The 22,175-nt window shown below is 39.2% G+C and carries 16 protein-coding genes and 1 other annotated feature; of the genes, 3 read left to right on the top strand and 13 right to left on the bottom strand.

What is annotated here, in order from left to right:
• Nucleotides 1–65: 65 nt before the first annotated feature.
• The 12 genes from H5S41_RS07840 to ezrA form a co-directional block, all read right to left on the bottom strand.
• Nucleotides 66–1,067, bottom strand: coding sequence for a rod shape-determining protein (locus H5S41_RS07840; RefSeq protein WP_269448327.1), 1,002 nt, complete (start codon nucleotides 1,065–1,067; stop codon nucleotides 66–68).
• A gap of 141 nt (nucleotides 1,068–1,208) precedes the next feature.
• Nucleotides 1,209–1,826, bottom strand: a complete 618-nt coding sequence (locus H5S41_RS07845) for a JAB domain-containing protein (protein ID WP_182602883.1) — start codon at nucleotides 1,824–1,826, stop codon at nucleotides 1,209–1,211.
• Between the two features lie 66 nt (nucleotides 1,827–1,892).
• On the bottom strand, nucleotides 1,893–3,206 hold the full coding sequence (locus tag H5S41_RS07850) for a bifunctional folylpolyglutamate synthase/dihydrofolate synthase (protein WP_182602884.1): 1,314 nt from the start codon (nucleotides 3,204–3,206) through the stop codon (nucleotides 1,893–1,895).
• 103 nt (nucleotides 3,207–3,309) lie between these two features.
• Nucleotides 3,310–4,524 (bottom strand): NAD(P)/FAD-dependent oxidoreductase, encoded by a 1,215-nt coding sequence (locus tag H5S41_RS07855; protein ID WP_182602885.1) that lies wholly within the window; start codon nucleotides 4,522–4,524, stop codon nucleotides 3,310–3,312.
• Nucleotides 4,525–4,577: 53 nt separating this feature from the next.
• Nucleotides 4,578–6,323 carry a thiol reductant ABC exporter subunit CydC gene (gene cydC, locus H5S41_RS07860; RefSeq protein ID WP_182602886.1) on the bottom strand — a complete coding sequence of 582 codons (1,746 nt, stop codon included), beginning with the start codon at nucleotides 6,321–6,323 and terminating at the stop codon, nucleotides 4,578–4,580.
• Nucleotides 6,316–8,046: a thiol reductant ABC exporter subunit CydD gene (cydD, locus tag H5S41_RS07865; protein WP_182602887.1), complete on the bottom strand. Its 1,731-nt coding sequence runs from the start codon at nucleotides 8,044–8,046 to the stop codon at nucleotides 6,316–6,318. The genes cydC and cydD overlap by 8 nt, the downstream gene beginning before the upstream one ends.
• 5 nt (nucleotides 8,047–8,051) lie before the next feature.
• On the bottom strand, nucleotides 8,052–9,068 hold the full coding sequence (gene cydB, locus H5S41_RS07870; RefSeq protein ID WP_182602888.1) for a cytochrome d ubiquinol oxidase subunit II: 1,017 nt from the start codon (nucleotides 9,066–9,068) through the stop codon (nucleotides 8,052–8,054).
• Entirely contained in the window at nucleotides 9,069–10,487 is a 1,419-nt protein-coding gene (locus H5S41_RS07875; RefSeq protein ID WP_182602889.1) for a cytochrome ubiquinol oxidase subunit I, read from the bottom strand. It abuts the gene before it with no gap.
• A gap of 362 nt (nucleotides 10,488–10,849) precedes the next feature.
• On the bottom strand, nucleotides 10,850–13,504 hold the full coding sequence (locus tag H5S41_RS07880) for a valine--tRNA ligase (RefSeq protein WP_182602890.1): 2,655 nt from the start codon (nucleotides 13,502–13,504) through the stop codon (nucleotides 10,850–10,852).
• A gap of 68 nt (nucleotides 13,505–13,572) precedes the next feature.
• Nucleotides 13,573–13,791 (bottom strand) — a binding site (T-box leader).
• 42 nt (nucleotides 13,792–13,833) lie between these two features.
• Entirely contained in the window at nucleotides 13,834–15,054 is a 1,221-nt protein-coding gene (gene thiI, locus H5S41_RS07885) for a tRNA uracil 4-sulfurtransferase ThiI (protein WP_182602891.1), read from the bottom strand.
• A 21-nt stretch (nucleotides 15,055–15,075) separates the two neighbouring features.
• Nucleotides 15,076–16,224, bottom strand: a complete 1,149-nt coding sequence (locus H5S41_RS07890) for a cysteine desulfurase family protein (protein ID WP_182597425.1) — start codon at nucleotides 16,222–16,224, stop codon at nucleotides 15,076–15,078.
• Between the two features lie 226 nt (nucleotides 16,225–16,450).
• The gene (gene ezrA / locus H5S41_RS07895) at nucleotides 16,451–18,154 is read right to left on the bottom strand and encodes a septation ring formation regulator EzrA (RefSeq protein ID WP_310740916.1); all 1,704 of its coding nucleotides are present in this window, start codon (nucleotides 18,152–18,154) and stop codon (nucleotides 16,451–16,453) included.
• A 114-nt stretch (nucleotides 18,155–18,268) separates the two neighbouring features.
• Between ezrA and msrC the strand changes: the two genes are divergently transcribed.
• The 3 genes from msrC (at nucleotide 18,269) to add (ending at nucleotide 20,640) form a co-directional block, all read left to right on the top strand.
• A complete protein-coding gene (gene msrC, locus H5S41_RS07900) occupies nucleotides 18,269–18,724 on the top strand; it encodes a free L-methionine (R)-S-oxide reductase MsrC (RefSeq protein ID WP_182602893.1) in 456 nt (151 codons plus the stop codon).
• A gap of 196 nt (nucleotides 18,725–18,920) precedes the next feature.
• On the top strand, nucleotides 18,921–19,526 hold the full coding sequence (gene rpsD, locus H5S41_RS07905; protein ID WP_153710199.1) for a 30S ribosomal protein S4: 606 nt from the start codon (nucleotides 18,921–18,923) through the stop codon (nucleotides 19,524–19,526).
• A 91-nt stretch (nucleotides 19,527–19,617) separates the two neighbouring features.
• Nucleotides 19,618–20,640: an adenosine deaminase gene (add, locus tag H5S41_RS07910; protein WP_182602894.1), complete on the top strand. Its 1,023-nt coding sequence runs from the start codon at nucleotides 19,618–19,620 to the stop codon at nucleotides 20,638–20,640.
• 74 nt (nucleotides 20,641–20,714) lie between these two features.
• Here the strand turns inward: add and H5S41_RS07915 are convergent, their stop codons facing one another.
• The gene (locus H5S41_RS07915; RefSeq protein ID WP_182602895.1) at nucleotides 20,715–22,049 is read right to left on the bottom strand and encodes an NCS2 family permease; all 1,335 of its coding nucleotides are present in this window, start codon (nucleotides 22,047–22,049) and stop codon (nucleotides 20,715–20,717) included.
• Nucleotides 22,050–22,175 lie beyond the last annotated feature (126 nt).

The following is a 22,175-nucleotide window of genomic DNA, read 5'->3' on the forward strand; positions in this document are numbered from 1 at the left end:
CCCCGTTAATCATTAGTTAGTACCAATGATGATTCATTGATGACCTTGTTGTCCAAGAATCACTTTTATTTCTTCTTCATTACATCAATACTCTTTAATGACTCACCAGTACCAATAGCAACACAATCGAGCGGATCATTGGCAATAAACACTGGTACTTTGGTTGCATCAGCAATTACATCTGGTAAATGCTTGAGCAATGCGCCGCCACCAGTCAACACAATCCCATGGTCAATAACATCCGCTGCAATTTCAGGGGATGTCTCTTCCAGGGTTCCTTTTATTGCTGTAATAATGCTATCAACAACATCCTGTAAGGCGGTAGAAACATCTGTTGCAGATACCTGCATCGTCTTTGGCAAACCGGTTACGAGGTCACGCCCGCGAACCTGAGTTGTCCCCATTTCTTCAGCTGCTTCTACTGATGCTGAACCAATATCCCACTTAAGCTTTTCGGCAGTCCGCTCACCAATTAATAAATTCATATGTTGACGAACATATTGGACAATCGCATCATTCATCTTGTCACCGGCCATCCGAATTGAACGGCTGGATACAATTCCACCTAACGAGATTGTGGCAACGTCAGTAGTACCGCCACCAATATCAACAACCATGCTACCTGTTGGATCCATTACCGGAAGTCCGGCACCGATAGCAGCTGCAAATGGTTCTTCAATAACATAAGCGTCACGAGCACCTGCAACACGGGTAGCATCAATTACGGCCCGTTTCTCAACTTCGGTAATACCACTAGGGACACACACCATTACGTATGGCTTACCATTATTTCCTAGTGTTTTATCGATGTAGTACTTCATCATTGCAACAGTCGTGTCATAATCTGCAATAACTCCATCTTTCATTGGCCGAATGGCAACAATGCTTTCTGGTGTCCGTCCAATCATGTCACGAGCATCACTGCCAACAGAAATCACTTCGTTGGTCTTAGCGTTACGAGCAACAACTGATGGCTCACGTAATACAATGCCTTTACCTTCAAGATAGACAATCGTATTAGCAGTTCCAAGGTCAATGCCAAGATTTTTTGTTCCAATTCCTAGCAATCTGCTTCTTCCCTTCGTCTTAAAAATCAAATTAATATCGTGCATATTATACCATAGCCACTCGGTACATACGAACATTAATATACATTAATCTAGGCAAAGAGACCGCAACTATCACATAAATTAAATTTTTCTTTACTTTTAGAGTGCTGTATCTTCTTGCCAGCTATAATAAGAATCACGACCGACAATCATAAAGTCAATCAGATTAATCCCGACGAAATCACATCCTCGTTCTAATCGACGAACAAACGAGTCATCTTGACTTGAAGGGCGTACATCCCCTGTTGGATGATTATGAATCATAATAATTCCGTGCGCTGAACATTGAAGGGCGTATTGGAAAATCTTATCAGGATAAAGAACACACTCACTACCTCCGCCAATAAACAGTACTTTCCAAGCAATAATATCATTATGAACATCAGTGCATGCAATACAGATGTTTTCTTGTTCTTCGTCTTGAAAACGTGCGACCATTTCCCGACCGACTTCAACACTGGAGTATGCATGACCAATAATATCTTCATGACTTTTAGTTACTGCTTGCCCTAAATCAATAGCAGCAAATAACCGCTTCATTTCTGGCGCCCATTCACAAATTTCTCTTTTTTCGACCCGTGTTAGACGTTTAATTGCTAATGGCGTAGGACATTTTCTTAAAAGCCGCTGGCATAACTCCTGCTTTTGGTGGCCTAACTCATCAGCAAAGCAGTCAAATACCATCTTTACATAATTACTTGCAAATTCATTTTCCATAAATAAATAATTCTCCTTTTTACTCTCTATATATTTAAATACGGAAAATTTGGGATTTTGCATTTTTCAATTTAAAAATAATTTACGAACATCAGAAATAAAATAAAGCGAACCAGTAATAATCATTACGTCTTCTTCACTCATCTGACTAGCGACCTGACCGATACCTAATTGCCAATCATTTACAACCTGGACAGGATACTTAGTCGGAATGCTATCAACAGCTGCCCCTAAATCTGCACTCGGCCGTTTGGGACCCGGTCCAGCAAAATGCGTAACAGTTAAATGGACATTACCAAGGCTTGCTAACTCGCCAAGCATTAGCTCATACTGTTTGTCTGCCAAAATAGCTACAAGTAAGTAGACTTCACGATCAGCAAAATCATTTTTTATTGTCTTAACAAGCGCCTGAACTCCTGGTAAATTATGTGCTCCATCAAGTAAAACCAATGGCGTTGTATTAACTTCTTCGAGACGGCCCGGCCAGCTGGTATGCTCTAAACCCTCAATTAGGGCCCGCCGATCAATTGACAGCCCCATCTTGGTCATAAAAAGCTCAATCGTCATAAGAGCAATTGCAGCATTTTCTACTTGATACTCTCCTGCTAAGCCAAGCGTAACTTCTAATTTTTTAATTTTCTTTCCTTGATATTGAATCTTGGAATGAAGATGGTGACCATTAAGCTTCCGCACTGAAAAGTCCTCGGCTAATTCAAATACCGGTGAGGATTTTTTTTGTGCATCTTTTCTAATTGTTGTTCGTGCTTCTTCCGGCAAATTACCAATCACTACGGGCACTTTTGCTTTAATTATCCCCGCCTTTTGAGTAGCAATTTTTGAAATAGTATTCCCTAAGTACTTCATATGGTCCCAGCCAACCGTGGTTATGACACTAACAACCGGCTTGATAACATTTGTTGAATCATAGAGTCCGCCAATACCAACTTCAAGTAATACTACATCAGGCTTTTTTTCCGCCATGTAACAAAACATTATCGCAGTGTCAATTTCAAACTCAGTCGGACCACCCGTCGCTAATTCGGCATCAAGTTTTTTTACAATCGGTGCAATCTTTTGAACCATTCGCAAAAGATCTTCATCACTAATTGGGACATTATTATATTCAATCCGTTCATTGAAGCGGGTAATAAATGGCGAAGTAAAACTTCCAACTGTAAGGCCGCTCGCTAATAAAGCAGACCGCATCATTGCAACAGTCGAGCCTTTGCCATTTGTTCCAGTTACATGAATATAATTAAGTCCTTCTTGCGGATTACCCAATTCTGCTAAAAATCTCCTCATCCTCTTAAGTGTAGGAATTTTTTTAAATTGCGTCCGTCCATGAATAAAAGATAACGCTTCGTCGTATGTTTCTATCATTTACATCACCTATTAATTATCTAATTATCTTTATCATTTTAACAACAAATAAAAAAGGGAAGCGACTGAGAGAAAATTTTCCCATCCCTTCCTTTTCATATTTTTAGTGATATAAATCAAACCGACCTTTGGAAAGCAATTCTTTTATGCCTCCAGTCTCCATTAAAGAACGGTCAGCAATTATCTTCTTCATTACCGAAGCCAGATAGCCACGAAGTTCGTGTCCCATTGCTTCACCAAAACCATGGGTATTACCTACCGAAGCCACCGTTCCCAATGACTTATAAGTAAATGGCTTTTCTTCATGTTTGCCGGTTTTAATCCGTGAAACAATATCTTCCGCTGTGTAGTCTGCCATCGCCAATGCAATTTGCGCGGTAGTCGGATATGGACGCTTACCATCAGGCGGCATTACTGCTGCAACATCCCCAATAATATAAATATCATCGTGCTGAGGATCTGTTAGGTGATCTGTTACCAATACCCGGCCACGTTTAGCATTAAAGCCACATTCTTCCATTAATGGGTTACCGCTAACACCAGTCGTCCAAATAATGGTTCCAGCAGTCATTGACTGTTCTTCTTCATCGGCGTGGCGATAACTTACTTTTCCTGGTTCAATTTTACTAATCCGCGACCCATCAAGTAATTGAACGCCTAAGTTCTTAACAAGGTTAACACCATAATCAGCTAAATCTTCACTAAACATTGGCATTAATCTTGTCGAAGCTTCAATTATTGTAATCTTAATTTCATCTGGTGAAACGCCCGCAATTTTGGCGTAACTTGGACGAGCATCAACAAGGGCTCCAGCTAACTCAATACCGGTAAATCCACCACCACAAATAATAATATGCAGGTCATCTGGATTATGACTTGTTCGATAATCCTTCATTTTGGCAATAATATGGTCGTAAATTGCTAAAGCTTCTTTAACATTAGTCATTGGGAAGGCATTCTCTTTTGCCCCTGAAATACCAAATGTTTCGGAAACAAATCCAAGACCCAGAACACAGTAATCATAGTGAAGCAATTCTTCATGACCAGCAAGCTTAACGGTCTTTTTCTCTGAATCAATTTTCACAACTTCATCTTGAATAAATGTTGTAATCTGCGGGTCAATAACGTCACTAATCGGATAAGAAATTCTGGAGGCACTTTGCGTTCCTGCAGCTGTTTCATGTAAATCAGTTGCCTCATAATGATAGCTATTACGATTAACTAAAGTAATATGAATATCATTCTTTAATTTCTTTTGCAATAATACAACAGTTTTTAAGCCAGCATAACCAGCTCCAAGTACAACAACTTCTTTCATTGTCGTTCATCCTTCCATCATTGGTTCGTAATTATTATAACATTCTAAACCAACTAATTACCTTCATCTGCTTTTTTCAGCATCTGGTAATGTTGATTTGTTTCTTGCAGTTTGGCAGGGCTTCCTTGCATTGATATTTGTCCGTTTTCAATAAAAACAACCTGGTCCATCATTTCAATCCCTTGTAAGTGGTGGGTGATCCAAATTAATGTCTTACCATGTAATTGTTCCATAAAGGTTTCAATAACCTTTTCTTCTGTCATCGGGTCTAATCCTACAGTCGGTTCATCAAGTAAAATAATCGGTGCATCTTTTAACAAGATTCTTGCTAATGATAGCCGATGACGTTCGCCGCCAGAAAAACGCAATCCAGCTTCATCAACCATTGTATGCAGTCCCTTAGGCAATCGTTTAATCATTGATGCTAAGCCAACCCGATCAAGGACTTCCCACACTTGCTCTTCGCTTGCATCTTCGCTCCCTAAACGAATGTTGTTCAGGATTGTTGTATTAAATAAATATGGCGACTGGTGAACAATACCAATATACTTAGAAATTTCATCGCCAAACTTATCAGTTGAAACTTCATTCAAAGTTACGCTCCCAGAGGTTGGTGTCCGATCACCACGAATTAAACTAGCCAGCGTACTCTTACCCGCACCGCTTCGCCCGAGAATAGCAACCTTTTCACCGGGATTGATGTCAAGGTTAATACCTCGCAAAATCATTTTTTCAGTTTTGGGATAACGATAATGCAAATCAGTAATTTTAAGAGTATATGGTGCTGCAATATCAATATTAGCCTTTGAAGGTTCTGCAGGTTGAGGCAGGTTATTTAATCGCTTTAATGAATCGGCATATACATTAGTCTGCTGAGCGGCCGTCGGTAAACTTGATAACACCTCATCAAGCGGGAAAACACAAAGAACAAAGGCCGCAATCCAATTAGCGCTGCCGCCCCAATGACCACCAAAACGGGCTGCTCCCCAAACAATCAAACTAACCACAATTAATAAAATCATTGTTTGTAATACGAAGTCACGCCAATGTTCAAAGCGTTTCATCGCTTTTTGAGACGCTAATAGATGGTGTTCACTCTTGTCATAATGTTGCAGATAATCTGCGCTTCGACCGGCAAATACCCAGTCTGTAATCCCCATAACGTTATCTGTCAAGTCGGCATAAAGCGTATTAGTATATTGTTTCTCCAACTGTTGCCGAGCACCGTTAACTAATACTGACCACACCGGAATCGCAATGATAATCAAGCCAAATAAAATTAACATCAAGAGTCCCATTAAAGGTGAAATAACCCCCATGCCAATAACAATAAGCGCGTAAATGCCAAATGCTACTAGCATCGGAAAAATGGTTCGTAAGTATAAGTTTTGGATATGAGCAACATCTTCAGAAAGCAATCCTAAAATATCGCCAATTCGGTACTTGCTATTAAAGAAAACTGCATCTTGTTCTAAAGAGTCATACAATTTCTTCCGAAAAGCAGAAGTCATTTTAAAGACCCAATTATGACTAGCTAATCGTTCAAAATAATTAGTTACAGGTCGAAAAATTCCGAAAGCACGGGTTAAAACAATCGGTACGTATACCAATAAAATATTGAATGGCATTGTTGCGGATTTACTAATAAGGTATCCAGCAGTAAACATTAACCCGCTCGCACAGATAAAGGTAATAATCCCAAGCGTAATTGCAAGCACAAGCGTCCACTTATATCGTTTAAGGAATGGTTTTACCCACCGATCATGTTTCATCGCCTTTAATAATGGTATTTTATCCATGGGTAATCTCCTTTCCCTTCGTCTGATTCATAAGTTCGACAAAATACCCCTGTTTATCAAGCAACTGTTGATAGGTTCCCTGTTCAATCAATTTACCGTTCTTAAGTACCAGAATATGGTCCATCTGTTTCATCCAGTGTAAACGATGAGTAGCAAAAAAGACTAACCTATTTTCCATTAAAGGGATCATCCTTTTTTTCAATTCAAGTTCAGTCTCAATATCAAGGTGAGCAGTCGGTTCATCAAAAATCATTACTTTTCGGGAGGGGTCAAGAAAAGCACGGGCTAACGCTATCCGTTGTGCCTGTCCCCCGCTTAATGCCCGATGGCCGCTTCCAATCATTGTTGACAATCCTTGGGGTAATTCAGCAACTAAATCATCTAATCCCACAACATGAATTGCTTCTTTTATCTTATCCTCACTAACATCAGGAGTATAGAAAGCAATATTATTTTTAAGCGTATCAGCAAAAATATATGGTGTTTGCGGAATATATAGAATTTGTTTTTGCCAGCTATTAATATCCAAGGTTGCCACTTCTTGATCTTGAATATTAATCTTTCCAGTTGTTGGCGCTAAAAAACCGCTTAAAAGATTAATCAAAGTTGTCTTTCCAGCACCACTCATACCGATAATTCCAATTTTTTGATAACCCTTAACTGTCAAATTAAGATTTGCTAATTCACTACCTTCATGAGGGTAAGTAAATTTTACATCATCAAAAGTTAATTGATCATTGTCCGACCATTGATGAAGCTTAATAGCCGGCTTTTTCGGTAATGGCATATTGAGAATTTTAAGGACAGCATGGAAAGAATTTTTTCCATTCAAAGTCGCATGGTAATCACTCGCAAAGTTTCTAATTGGCAAAAAGTATTCTGGCGCCAAAATTAAAATTGCTAATGCCGGGAATAATAATAAGTGTCCGTTTATTAGCCGTAGTCCAAGGAAGACGGCTAACACTGCAATAGCTAATGTCGTGAAAAAATCTAATGCAAAGGTTGATAGCATTGCCACCTTTATCACACTCATTGTCGACTTTCGGAATTGTTCGCTTGAACGATAGATGCTTTGCGAATATCTCTTACTAAGGCCAAAATACTTCAATGTGTCGATTCCCCGTAATGAATCAATAAAGTGGTTCGACAATACTTGAAAAGCCGCGAATTGCCGATCAGCTTTTGCCTTTGCGGCATAGCCAAGAATAATCATAAACAAAACAATTAAGGGATAGACCAGCAACATAACAACTCCGGAAATCCAGTCTAGCCAAAAGCAGGCAATTAAAAGAAGCACTGGAATAATCATCATGCTAATTACCTTGCTGTAGATTAATTGGATATAATTTTCAACTTCCTTAATTCCATCTAGCGCAAGGGTTACCATATTCCCCGTTCCTTCACGTTGAACAATTACTGGTCCTAATTCAAAAACCTTTTTTAATAACTGCTGGCGAAAGTTTTGCGCAGCTACTGAGGAATACCGGTCTAACCAACCATTTCCAACCTCTGTTAATCCGTGTCGTAAAAGATAGCAAACAATAAATCCAATTAGCCAGTAAATCTGGCTTAGGAGGGTGTGTCCCTGCCATAAGCCGGTTAACAATGCTGCTAAGCTTAATCCCTGACCAAGGATAAGAAAAGCTTGCAGGACATAAAGCCCCACAAGCCTAATCATGATATGTCTGCTCCCCTTTATTTTGAAGAGTAGTCGATCAATCATAAATTTTATTTAACCTCCGGAATAGCAGGCATTGCAATCCGCTTGCGGAAAATCCAGTAAGCCCAGATTGTATATGCCAAAACGAATGGTAAAAGACAGCATGTTGCAATGGTCATTACCGTTAATGTGTACTCCGTTGATGAAGCATTTTGAATTAAAATGCTGTACTTCGGACTAATGCTGCTAATCAGTACACGAGGGAACAGACCAATGAAGATCAATACAACCAATGATACCAATGTTAATCCACTGGAAATAAAAGCAACTAGTTCATGACCAGCAAAGGTTTCCGCATGTGCAAGAACCGAGAAGCCAACAATCAGAACAAGCATTAAGATTGTACCAACTGGGTGAACTGCCATAAAGTCGGTCATAAAGATCAGCAACAATGCAAAGACAACTTCACCGGCATAGAGGATCCAGTATAGGAACTCAGCATAGTTCCGTGCCCGTTCTTGAACCGGACCAGTCGTCTTCAAAGCAATGTAATTAATTCCGTGTAAGTAGGTCAATAGTAATAAAGCAATTCCACCAACAACTGAAATCCAGTTAAAGTAATCAAAGAAACCAGCATGGAAATTACCGTTAGCATCAATTGGCATTCCATGAATCATGCTAACAAACATAATTCCAAGGAAGAATGGAACAATTGCACTACCAATTGCTAATGCCCAGTCCCAAATCCGCTTTTTAGGCATTGGACTATTCTTACGGAATTCAAACGAAACACCACGAATAATCAAGCCAGCTAAAATAATCATCAGAATTAAGTAATATCCGCTGAAAAGACTGGCGTACCAATATGGGAATGAGGCAAACATTGCCCCACCAGCTGTAATTAGCCATACTTCATTAGCATCCCAAACCGGTCCAATTGTCCGGACAAGCTGATCACGCTCTGATTCATTATGAGCAAGTGTTTCAACAGCCATTCCTACCCCATAGTCAAATCCATCAAGGAAGAAGAAGCCGGCAAATAGCACTCCAATCAATATAAACCATAGTAATTGAAGAAAACTCATTTAGAACGCCTCCTTGTCAAATGGGTCAAGGACCTTCTTAAATTTAGGTTCAATCGCCTCTGATGGATCTTTCCGTAATTCGCGAACAATTAACCAAATCAGGGTAATTGCTAGAGTAGTAAATAATACGAAGTAAACAATGTTTGATGTTAACAACGATCCAACCGAAACATTTGGCGATACACTTTCAGCAATCGTAAACAAACCATAAACTGTCCATGGTATACGACCAAATTCAGTTACAAACCAACCAGCAGTGTTACCGATAAATGGTAAGAATGTGGTAATTGCAATACACCAAAGTGCCCAGCGGCGTTGTGCCAGCGGTTTCTTGCTCTTTTCCCTTGTCATAATCAAACCGACTAATGAAACTAAGAAAATCCAAGCACCGATTGCACACATAATCCGGAAACTATAGAACAAGGTGTTTACTGGTGGGTAGTAATCAAGGTTCTTCCCATACTTTTTCTTATATTGCGCATTAAGCTCATTCATCCCTGTAACTGCACCGGTAGTCTTATGATATGACAGAATACTTAAAGCATATGGAATATCAATATTATCCTTTACTTTGTGCTCCTTCATATCTGCAATTCCAACAACTGTCCATGGTGCGTGTTTACCAGTAGTTGTAAATACATCTTCAGTAGCTGCAAACTTCATTGGCTGTTCTTTGATTAGGTACTGCATTTGTGCATCCCCTAATGCAATTCCACCAATGGAGAAGATTAGTGCAAAAAGCAACCCAATTCGCATTGACTTCTTGTAGAACTTCTTATTAGCTTCAGAAAGTTTTTTGTTCTTAAGAAGCTGGAATGCTGTTAAACCGGCAATAATAACTCCACCCATCATGATGGCATTAAGAATTACATGTCCGTATTCATACCATAATTGTGGGTTCTTTAATAATGCCCCAAAGTCAACCATAACAGCACGGCCGCCTTTTACTTCATAGCCAACCGGGTGTTGCATGAATGAGTTAGCAGTTAAAATCCACAAAGCAGATGTTAACGAACCAATACTAGTCATCCAAATAAAGAATAGGTGTACGCCAGGTCTAACTTTTTTCCAGGTAAATACCCACAAGCCTATAAATGTAGATTCCATAAAGAATGATAGCAATGCTTCTAAGGCAAGTGGGGCACCGAAAATGTCACCCATAAAACGTGAATAGTCAGACCAGTTCATCCCAAATTGGAATTCCTGAATCAAACCTGTAACAACACCAACAGCAAAACTCAACAGGAAAATATTCCCCCAGTATTTTGCCATTTTTTTGTATGTCTCGTCCTTAGTTGAAACATACATACTTTCCATAATGGCGACGATAAATGCTGTCCCAATAGAAAATGGAACAAAGAAGAAGTGATAGACCGTCGTCATGGCAAATTGGAAACGTGCCAGACTAAGAATATTCATTATAAAATACCTCCCTCCGAAGTACATCAAATAAAAGTAATAGTTGAAACCGTTTCCTGTTTCTACACTTTTAATCATAATACTTGTGATAAATAATTACAATAAATAAATGGCAAATATGTGAAATATTTTGTAATTAAAACGCTTAATTATCAGCTATTTAACTCTTATCGATTGATAAACATTTTTGAATAATATATGATTATTTATTCATGTTAAACAAATAAGGAAACAAGTTTCCTTGTTTCCTTATTTACCGTTATTAGTTAAAAGTCTAGTATCAGTAGCCTTACCGCCAATAATCAAATGATCTAATTATCATTTATTGTCTATTATATTGATTATCCGCTTATAAATTTACATTATGCTTCTTGGAGCGATGCAAGACGTTCTTTTGCCGCCATTAACTTTTGCTGCCATTCGGTTGCTTTTTGCCGTTCAGCTTCAACAACCTTTTCTGGAGCATTATTAACGAATTTTTCGTTACTAAGTTTCTTTTGTGAACGTTCTACTTCTTTTTCAAGCTTGGCAATTTCTTTTTCCATTCGAGCACGTTCTTCATCAAGATCAACTAATTCAGCCATCGGAATGTAAACTTCTGCTCCGGCTAAAATTCCACTCATAGCTAGCTTAGGTGTCTCAACATCTGAACCAATTGTTAAGTTTTCTGGATGACAGAAGCGTTCAATATAGTCCCGGTTGTCAGTTAACATCTGAGCTAGGTGGTCATTATCAACCTTCACTAAAATATCAACCGGCTTAGACATTGGTGCATTAGCTTCACTCCGAATGTTCCGAACGGCTTTAATTAATTCAATTAAACTATTCATCTGTTCAGTAGCTGCCGGATCGTCAAGTTCTTCATGAGCTACTGGATACTTAGCAATCATGATCGACTTTCCATCATGAGGCATCGATTGCCATAATTTTTCAGTAACAAATGGCATAATCGGGTGCAGCATCTTTAAGGTTTGGTCTAATACATAACCAAGAATATTCTTAGTATCCGCCTTTTCTTCAGCGGTACCATTGTTAAGTTTCTCCTTGGTCATTTCAATGTACCAATCACAGAAATCATTCCAAATAAAGTTATATAATGCACGGCCGGCTTCCCCAAATTCAAACTTATCGAATTGTTCATTAACCTGCTTTACCGTTGCATTTAACCGGCTTAAAATCCACCGATCAGCCAAGTCCCACTTACTCTTGTCAGGAAGGACCGGTGCCGGCATATCGCCAAGGTTCATAATAACGTAGCGACTAGCGTTCCAAATCTTATTAATAAAGTTCCAAGCCGCATCCATCTTAGTGTAGCTAAAACGAATATCTTGTCCAGGGGTTGACCCAGTAATTAAGAACCACCGAAGCGCATCCACACCATACTTCTTAATAACATCCATTGGGTCAATACCATTACCAAGTGATTTACTCATCTTTCGCCCTTGTTCATCACGAATCAAACCGTGAAGAAGGACATTCTTAAATGGTGCACGGCCTGTAAATTCAAGAGATTGGAAAATCATCCGTGAAACCCAGAAGAAGATAATATCATAACCAGTAACTAAAGTATTAGTTGGGAAATACCGCTTAAAGTCTGCTGAGTCGGTGTCAGGCCAGCCCATCGTTGAAAATGGCCAAAGCGCACTTGAGAACCAAGTATCAAGAACATCTTTGTCTTGTTCCCAGTTCTCAATATCTTTAGGAGCTTCCATTCCAACATAAACTTCACCGGTCTTCTTGTTATACCAAGCTGGGATCCGATGTCCCCACCATAATTGACGAGAGATAACCCAATCATGAATATTTTCCATCCATTGAGTAAAGGTGTGCTCAAATCGTTCAGGAATAAAGTTAACCCGATCATCAGTATCCTGGTTTTTAAGGGCAGCTTCTGCTAATGGCTTCATCTTAACAAACCACTGTGTTGAAAGACGGGCTTCAACTTGAACACCAGTCCGTTCAGAATGACCAACAGAGTGAACAATCGGGTCAACCTTTAACATGTAACCTTGATCTTGAAGGTCCTTAACGATTGCTTCACGGGCTTCAAAACGATCCATGCCTTCGTATTTACCAGCATTTTCGTTCATTGAAGCATCCTCATTCATCGTATTAAGTTCAGGAAGGTTGTGACGCTTACCTACCTTAAAGTCGTTTGGATCATGAGCTGGAGTAATCTTAACCATCCCAGTACCAAAATCAGGCGTTACATAATCATCGGCAATAATTTCAATTTCCCGATTAACCAGCGGTACCATGACTTTTTTACCAACTAATTCTTTATACCGTTCATCATTAGGGTTAACGGCAACAGCCTCATCACCAAACATTGTTTCAGGACGAGTTGTCGCAATTTCAATGTAATCCTTACCATTAAAAATAGTACCGTCAGTAAATGGATACTTAACATGGTAAAATGCACCCTTATCATCCTTATGAATAACTTCAATATCAGATAAAGCAGTACGGGCTTGCGGGTCCCAATTAATGATGTAGGTTCCGCGATAAATCAAGCCTTTGTTGTAGAGGTCAACAAAAACTTTTCGGACTGCTTTGTTCAACCCCTCATCAAGGGTAAAACGTTCACGGTCATAGTCCACGGAAATCCCCATTTTCGCCCACTGTTGGTGAATAATATCAGCGTATTCATCTTTCCAGTCCCAAACTTGCTGAACAAACTTTTCACGGCCTAAATCATAACGAGAAATGCCTTGTTTACGAAGACGGGCTTCAACCTTAGCCTGGGTAGCAATTCCAGCGTGATCCATCCCTGGAACCCATAAAACATCATATCCTTGCATCCGCTTTTGCCGAATAATCATATCTTGTAAGGTCGTATCCCAAGCATGACCCAGGTGAAGCTTCCCAGTAACATTCGGTGGCGGAATAACAATTGAGTATGGATGAGCCTTTTTATCTCCACTTGGCTTAAAGAATCCTTGGTCAATCCACCATTGGTACCGTCCCTTTTCAACAGTAGACGGATCATACTTGGTAGACATGTCTTTTTCTGTCATAACAGAAACTCCTTTCAAAAATCAATCATCATTATTCATGCATTAACTAAAAAACGCCCTATCACAATCGATAGGACGAATTAATCGCGGTACCACCTAAATTGAGTACGTACCAGTACGCACTCCGCTTTATCATTTAGTAACGGTAAATGAACCGGATACGCCTACTATTCGTTTCAGCATATCAGCTCCCGAACTACCTTCATAAAGCTTAACTAGCCCCCTTGCACTATCAGGACTTCGCTTATTAAGTGTCACTCTACTACTCTTTCGGTCAATGCTTATTAAAGTGTATCATAGCTAAATTATTAAACCTCGTCAAGACCTATTTAAAGTAATTCAGCAAAAACATCTTCGTTTTGGTTTAAGTAATCATCGCCAGGATGAATCTCAGTAATTTCAATCCCGTCAAGGGCTCGTTGCATCAATCCTTCAATATCAAGACGTTTCTCATACTCACGGGCTCGATCAACGTTTGGCCGCGTCTTAGGTGAAGGCGGCGTAAAGACGGTACAACAGTCTTCATATGGCAAAATTGAAAGTTCATAGGTATCAATATCCTGCGCAATTTTAATAATTTCAGTTTTATCAAATGACAAAACCGGTCGCAAAACCGGATAAGATGTTACATCGTTGATTGCTAGCATACTTTCCATTGTTTGCGATGCAACCTGACCAAGTGATTCGCCATTAAAGATTGCTAGTCCATGACGTTTAATCATTAACGCTGCAGCTAATCTAAGCATCATCCGTCGCTGAATTGTCATTAAGTAACCTTCCGGAACCTTTTCCTTCACTGTTTCCTGAATTTCAGCAAATGGTACCTGAATAAACTTGATACTCCCGCTATACTTAGCAAGCTTTTCCGTTAATTGTTTTGCCTTTGCCAATGCTTGGGGACTTGTATATGGCGGACTAAAGAAATGAACCATTTCCATTGAGACGCCCCGCTTCATTCCCAGGTATGCTGCAACCGGTGAATCAATTCCGCCAGACATCATCATCATCCCCTTACCAGCAGTTCCAACGGGCAAACCACCTGCCCCCTTGATAGTCTCGCTGGATAAGAAAATACCATTAAGCCGAATCTCGACCCGTAGTGTCAAGTCTGGGTTATGAACATCAACTTTAAGCTTTTCTGGGAATTTTTCTAGTAAGTATCCCCCAAGCTTATTGTTCATCTCAAAAGTATCCATCGCAAATTGGTGGTCAGACCGCCGTGTTTCCACCTTAAAGGTAATCGGCTTATCTACTTGCTCTTCAATCATCTGAACAGCTGCTTTAGCGGTAGCTTCAAACGTTTTTTCAACCTTAATCGATGGTGAGAAATTTTGAATCCCAAATACTAATTTCAATCGCTTCATTACGGAATCATAATCAGCACCATTTAGTTCAACATGAAGACGGTCACGTTGAGCATGAACTTTTACTTGTTCAAAACTATGAAGGGCCTTTCGTACGTTTACGCCTAACCGGTCAATAAATGACTTTTTATTATGACCCTTCGTTGAAAGCTCACCGTAGCGAACCATTATTTCTGTGTATTGCACGTTACGTCCTCCTTTCTCAACCTATTCAATAATCTTTTTGAAACCAGCATATAATTCGTCAAAAGTCTTATTAAACTGGTCAGCTTCTTCAAGGGTGTTTTGGTCGCCCAGACTAATCCGAACAGCACTCGTCGCAACATTTTCTGGGACTTTCATTGCAGCTAGTGTTCCTGCCTCCGAATGTTTTTTAGATGAGCAAGCACTAGTCGTTGAAATATAAATATCCTTATCTTCAAATGCATGAACAATTGTTTCGCCACGAACACCTACAATTGCAAAGCATAACACATGAGAAGCAAATCCTTCATCCCGTCCAGAAATTAACTTAACATGGTCAAACTTACTCAAATGATCATAAATTCGTTCTTTGATTGCTTGTTCACGTTTAACCGCGCTATCTTCATTTTCTTTTACCAATCGGATTGCCTTTGCCATCGCCACATTTCCGGGTGTATTCTCAGTCCCGCTTCGTAGTGTCCGCTCTTGACCGCCACCAGCAATTAACGGTTCTAGTTTACGTCCAGATTTAAAGTAAACAAAACCTGTTCCGCGGGGAGCATGGAATTTATGACCAGAAAAAGTAGCAAAATCGACACGATCACTAAATACTTGATCATCTAATCCTTTACCAATGGCTTGCACAGCATCAACCATGAAGTGAATGTTAGGGTAATCCTTGAGAATCTCACCAACTTCTTTAATTGGTTGAATCGTACCAATTTCGTTATTAACCGCCATAATCGATACAAGGATAGTATCTGGACGAATTGCTGCTTTTACGTCTGCTGGATTAATTCTTCCCTGCTTATCAACAGGAAGGTAGGTAATATCGAAACCGAGGTCCTTAAGCTGTTCCATCGCATTTTTTACCGCGGCATGTTCCACACTTGTCGTAATAATATGCTTGCCGAAACGATGCTTAGCCATTGCCGTTCCTTTAATTACCCAATTATCACCCTCAGAACCGCCACTAGTAAAAATAATTTCACTTGGCTTAACACCTAGTAATTTAGCGATTTGTTGGCGTGCTTGTTCTTGAAGGTTCCATGCATTTTCACCAAAGTTATGCAAACTACTAGGATTCCCCCAAATCTTTTGACTAACAGTCTCATATGTTGACAAAACTTCAGGTAATATTTTTGTCGTTGCACTATTATCAAAATAGATCATACTAATTTCCTTTCTAAAATAGTACACAGAATAGCTGCAAATGAGCACCCACTCTGATTAAAATTCAACAGTTAAGGATAGGCTACTGTTGAAGATTTCGACTCTTCTTAAAACGGTTGTATATTATAACAGAAAATCACCCGTTCATCATTAATTATTAGCATCATTCAATTAAGAAAAACGGATAGTGACAAATAGAAGTTCTATTCTGCCCTATCCGCTTTCTCTAATTTTTACCAATTTCGCGATAATAACTATCTTCAATCCGCTTGTAACTGCCAGGCTCTACTTCTTCTAAAACCGTCGCAATTGCTTCTAAACTAGCTGTATAGTTGAACTGATCAAAGAGTTTCTGAGATTTTTTAGCTGCTGCCGCGATCTTCTCATTGTCACTAAAACGATTGGCATATTGTTGGAAACGTTCCGTGAGTTCTGCGCTATCCCTTAAGATATCAGTTTTGTCATTCAGCGTATCAATATCGGATTCCACAATAATTAACTGTTTAGTAATTTCATCCATATTAATTTTATATTCATTCAATTCATCAGCTAATTTTTTAATCTCATCACTTACACCAAAGAAGTAATCTAAATAATCCTTTGGTAAGCCAGGAAGATTTAACTGCTCAACCTGGCGATGGATTGTCCGAATTTCTGTCGAATACTTTTGCAGCATCTGCCGAGCACGCTGTTCATCAGTTTGCAACTTAGCGACCTCGTCATTAAGCTTTTCTTGACTTTTTTCAATCTCTGTCAAATTCTTTTGGTTAGATTTTTGACGATCAAGAACTTGACTATAGACAGCCTTGTTGTTAGCAATTGCTTCGGCATCATCACGATACTGTTTAATAATCGCTTTAATCTGCTCGCCTAATTCCCGAACAGTTTCTTGCTCATGGTTGGTAAGAGTATAGTTTAAACTTAGCCGGTCCAACTCTACTCCCAGTTCATCATTTTGCCGTTGTGCATGTTGCGTGAAGTCCTTCATTACGCCAATTAGGTGGACAGCTTCATTCTTAGCATCAATTTCTTTTTGCATTACTCCGTATAAGTAATCAATTTGTTCGCTAAGATCTTTATTAGATTGTTCAACGATATCTAACTGTAAATCGTTAAGCTGTTCAATTGTTTCATCCAGTTTTGATTGTAATTGTTCAATTTGCTTATCAATATTTTTTTCTGTAAAGTGATAATTTTGTTTTATAAGGGTCTCATAGCCGTTTTTTAATTCAGCTAATTGTTCTGGAAACTCAGTTGCAATTGGCTTATAAAGTTCGGGGATCCTTTTAAGCTGTTGTTCAAATTTAGAATTTTCAGCTTGTAAACTAACCAGAATTTCTTGGGCAGCTTCAATATCACCTTTATTAGTAAGATCAGTAAATTTTGCAAATTGCTCTTCCAATTCGTTTAAACGGTTATTTAATTTTTCTTCGCTACCGCCATATTCAAAGCTTTTTTCATTTAATTGCCGATGGAATTGCCGATATTTATTTTTTATTTGTTCAACTGCCTGTTTATGCGTATGCTGTTGTTGACGTAAATGCTGTAGTTCTTTTTGCAATTGCTGAAGAGATGCTGTTAATTTTGCTAAATCAGCTTGCATATCGCGAATTTGCGTATTAATCGTCAGCAATTTACTTGACCGTGTGTCGGCTAACAACTGTGGAGCTCGTTTATTAAAAGCCGTAATTGCTGGCCGCAATTGTTTTTCGTACTTATTCTTTATCGTTTCGAACTGCTTCTTAGCATCACCGATTAACTGCATCTCTTCGACGTTTTTAATTTGCTGTCCTATTTTTTGATCGGTTAATTTCTTTTCACTTGCCATTAAGTCATTAATCTGTTTTACAACATGACGTTGATAAAGATACACACAAATTAAAATTGCCACTACAATAATTAAAATACCAATCAATACTTGAAAAACCACTTTTTCCACCTACTACTTTTTATTGTTTATTGCTATTGCACAACAATTAGCCGTATAATCCTATTCAAAATTATAGCATACCACAGTTACACTGCTTAGAAAGAAGGAAAAATTATGTCAGAAAAATCATTATTAAATAAACAATTAGCAAGTCTCCTAACTGGTGAACATAATCTTATTGCTAACCTTGCAAATGCTAGTGCCCTATTAATGCAAAGTCTTACCGACATCAATTGGGCAGGTTTCTACCTATTTAGCAAAGCAGATGACGAACTGGTCCTTGGTCCTTTTCAAGGCAAGGTTGCTTGTATGCATATCAAAATTGGTAACGGGGTGTGCGGTACTGCTGCTGCACAACGACAAACCCTAATCGTTGATGACGTCCAGCAATTTAAAGGGTATATTGCTTGTGATAGTGCCGCCAAGTCGGAATTGGTCATTCCATTGCTAAAAGGTGACCAGTTGCTTGGCGTATTAGATCTGGATTCCCCTATCAAGAAACGATTTAATAGTACGCTTGCTAATGAATTAGAAGAATTTTGCCAGGTCCTTGTAAAAACGATTGACTAATACTGGCAATTCGTTGTAAACTAGTTTTTGTGTAAAATAATGCAGCAGTGAGGGGCAAGCTCGTCAACAGACTGGTGCCAGATGGTGTTTTTAGTAACCCGGCTGCTAGGGTGAAAAATTCAAATCAGCCTGCACGAATGTCAAGCTCACAATCGGATTATTTTACTCCAACTAAAATTATTGGAGGAATTTATTTATGTCTCGTTACACTGGTCCAAGCTGGCGTGTTTCACGTCGTCTTGGCGTTTCACTTTCAGGTACTGGTAAAGAATTAGCACGTCGGGCTTACGCTCCTGGTGACCACGGTCGTGATCGTCGCGGTAAGCTTTCAGAATACGGTACACAATTACGTGAAAAGCAAAAGCTACGTTTTATGTACGGTATGACTGAACGTCAATTCTCAAACCTTTTCGTTCGTGCCGGTAAGATCAAGGAAGGTACTCACGGTGCTAACTTCATGGCATTGCTTGAACGTCGTCTTGATAACATGGTTTACCGTCTCGGCTTGGCTACTACTCGTCGTCAAGCTCGTCAATTAGTTAACCACGGTCACATTACTGTTGATGGCAAGCGTGTTGATATCCCATCATACGAAGTTAAGGTTGGTCAAGTTATTGCCGTTCGCGACAAGTCCAAGAACTTAGACATTATCAAGAACGCTGTGGAAGCTGTTGTTTCTCGTCCTTCATACGTTGACTTTGATGCCGACAAGCTTGAAGGTAAGCTTAACCGCATTCCAGCACGTGAAGATATGAACGCTGATATCGATGAAGCCCTCATCGTTGAATTCTACAACAAGTAAGATTAACTTGCTTGTTATCTCCAAGAGGATTGGTTCTTCCAATCCTCTTTTTTTGTGGTAAAATTGCCTAAAATATTAGGAGGTTCAATAAATGTCAACCACAGTTTCCCCTGAATTTACCCGTAATTTACCAAAAGCCGAACTCCACGTCCATATTGAAGGGACCCTAACCCCTTCTTTACGATTCAAACTAGCACAACGTAATCATATTGATACCGGATATTCAACTATTGATGAAATGAAGAAAATGTATAACTATAATAGTCTTTCTTCTTTTCTTAAGGTTTATTATGCCGCAATGAACGTGCTACAAACAGAACAGGATTTCTATGACTTAGCAATGGATTACCTCCACCGAGCAGTTAAAAATAACGTTCGCCATGTAGAAATCTTCTTTGATCCCCAAGCGCATACTAGCCGTGGCATTAGTTTCAGCACGGTTATTAACGGATTATATCGTGCAACTGTTGATGCCCGGGCATTAAACATCGATGCTCAATTGATCATGTGTTTTCTCCGTGATTTTTCTCGGGATTCCGCGCAAAGCACCCTTGAAGAGGCACTAAACTACAAGGATAAGATTATCGGCGTTGGGTTGGATTCTGATGAACACAATAATCCGCCAATGAAATTTTATAATCAATTTACTGAAGCTAGTGCACAAGGTTTTCACCTCACTGCGCACGCCGATCCCGATCAAAAGGATTCAATCGAACATATTCAGCAATTATTAGAAATAATTTGTGTAGATCGTATTGACCACGGGACAAATATTGTTGAAGACCCCGACCTCGTGGAACTTGCGGCTAAAAGAAAAATTGGGCTTACCTCATGCCCCCTTTCTAACACCTTCTTAAATGCAGATATGAAGGGTACGGAGGTTATCGAACTGTTGAATAAGGGCGTTAAGATTTCAATTCATTCTGATGACCCTGCCTACTTCGGCGGTTATATTGCTGATAACTACTATGCAATTGCAAATAAATACCACTTAACCAAAGAACAAATTGTTACTCTTGCTTGCAACTCATTTGAAACCAGCTGGATTAGCAACGAGCAAAAAGCAATCTATTTAAGAGAAGTTCAAGATTACGTTCAAAATTTTAATAACTAGCTTTCCCAATTAAAAATTAACTAATAAGAAAAAACTACTTACAACGTTTTAAAAGCGAGTAAGTAGTTTTCTTATTATTTCGGTAAAATATTCAAAACAAATAATAATGCGATAAAGACAATAAACATTATCCACATTACAGCACTAATCTCTTTTCGCCGACCTGCAGCAAGCATCAAAATTGGGTAGGTTAAAAAGCCAAACGCAATTCCGTACGAGATGTTATAAGTCAGCGGAATACCAATTACAACTAGAAATGATGGAAGGGCAATCTCGAACTTATCCCATTTAATATCCTTAAGCGCTGAAACCATTAGTACCCCTACAACAATTAGAGCTGCTGATGTTACCTGAGTCGTAACTACTTCTAACATTGGTGAGAAGGCCATGCTCAACACAAACAATAATCCAGTTACGATTGCTGTCAAACCAGTCTTTCCACCGACTGCAATTCCAGCTGATGATTCAACATATGCAGAAGTTGGGGTTGTTCCCATCACTGCTCCGCCAAGCATTGACAACGAATCAGCCATTAATGCACGGCCAATACGCGGCATCTTATTGTCTTTCATTAATCCGGCCTCTTGTGCTAAACCAACTAGGGTTCCTGCAGTATCAAAGAAAGCAACCAATAAGAAAATTAAAACTACCGCCCACATTTTAGGATCAGCCATCGTTGGCAAAAACTTAATTCCTACACCAAATGTTGGTGCCATACTTGGCGCAACTGACATAACATGGGTAGGCATTTTTACTAAACCAGTCACCAACCCTAACATTGTTGTTGCTACTAAACCGATAAAAATTGCACCTGGAACTTTTTTCACCATCAAAATAGCAATTAAAAACACGCCAAAAATTGTAATCCAGGTAGTCGGAACAGTCAGTGACCCTAATTCAACCAACGATGATTTACTTGAAACAATGATTCCGCCGCCCTGTAAGCCAACAAAAGAAATAAATATTCCAATTCCAGCAGCCATTGCATATTTCAAATCTTTAGGAATAGCGTTAATTACAATTTCCCGAACCTTAAGAAAAGATAGAATCGTAAATAAAACAGAGGCAACAAATACTCCCGCCATTGCCTTTTGCCACGGGATTCCCATTGCTAAGACAACTGAATAGGTGAAAAAGGCATTATCACCTAACCCCGGTGCAATTGCAATCGGATAGTTAGCCAAAATTCCCATCAATAGACAGCCAATAATTGCTGATAAGGCAGTGGCCGTAAAAACCGCTCCCTTATCCATTCCAGCCGCTCCTAGAACACTAGGATTAACAAAAAGAATGTAAGCCATAGAAACGAATGTTGTCAATCCGGCTAAACTTTCGCGTTTAATGTTCGTGTTATTCTCAGTCAAATGAAAAGTACTATCCAAGAAGCTTATTGTTCGTGTTTCTTCCAAGTTATCCACCTCAAATAAATATGATAGTGCGATTATTGCATATATTCATCTCTTTATCAAGATAGATATTCGCTTTTTACTAAAATAAATATAAAAAGCGTGTTAATCGCAGCTGATTATCTACCA

Origin of the sequence: Limosilactobacillus albertensis (genome assembly GCF_014145555.1) — a bacterium.
GTDB classification, from domain to species: Bacteria; Bacillota; Bacilli; order Lactobacillales; family Lactobacillaceae; genus Limosilactobacillus; species Limosilactobacillus albertensis.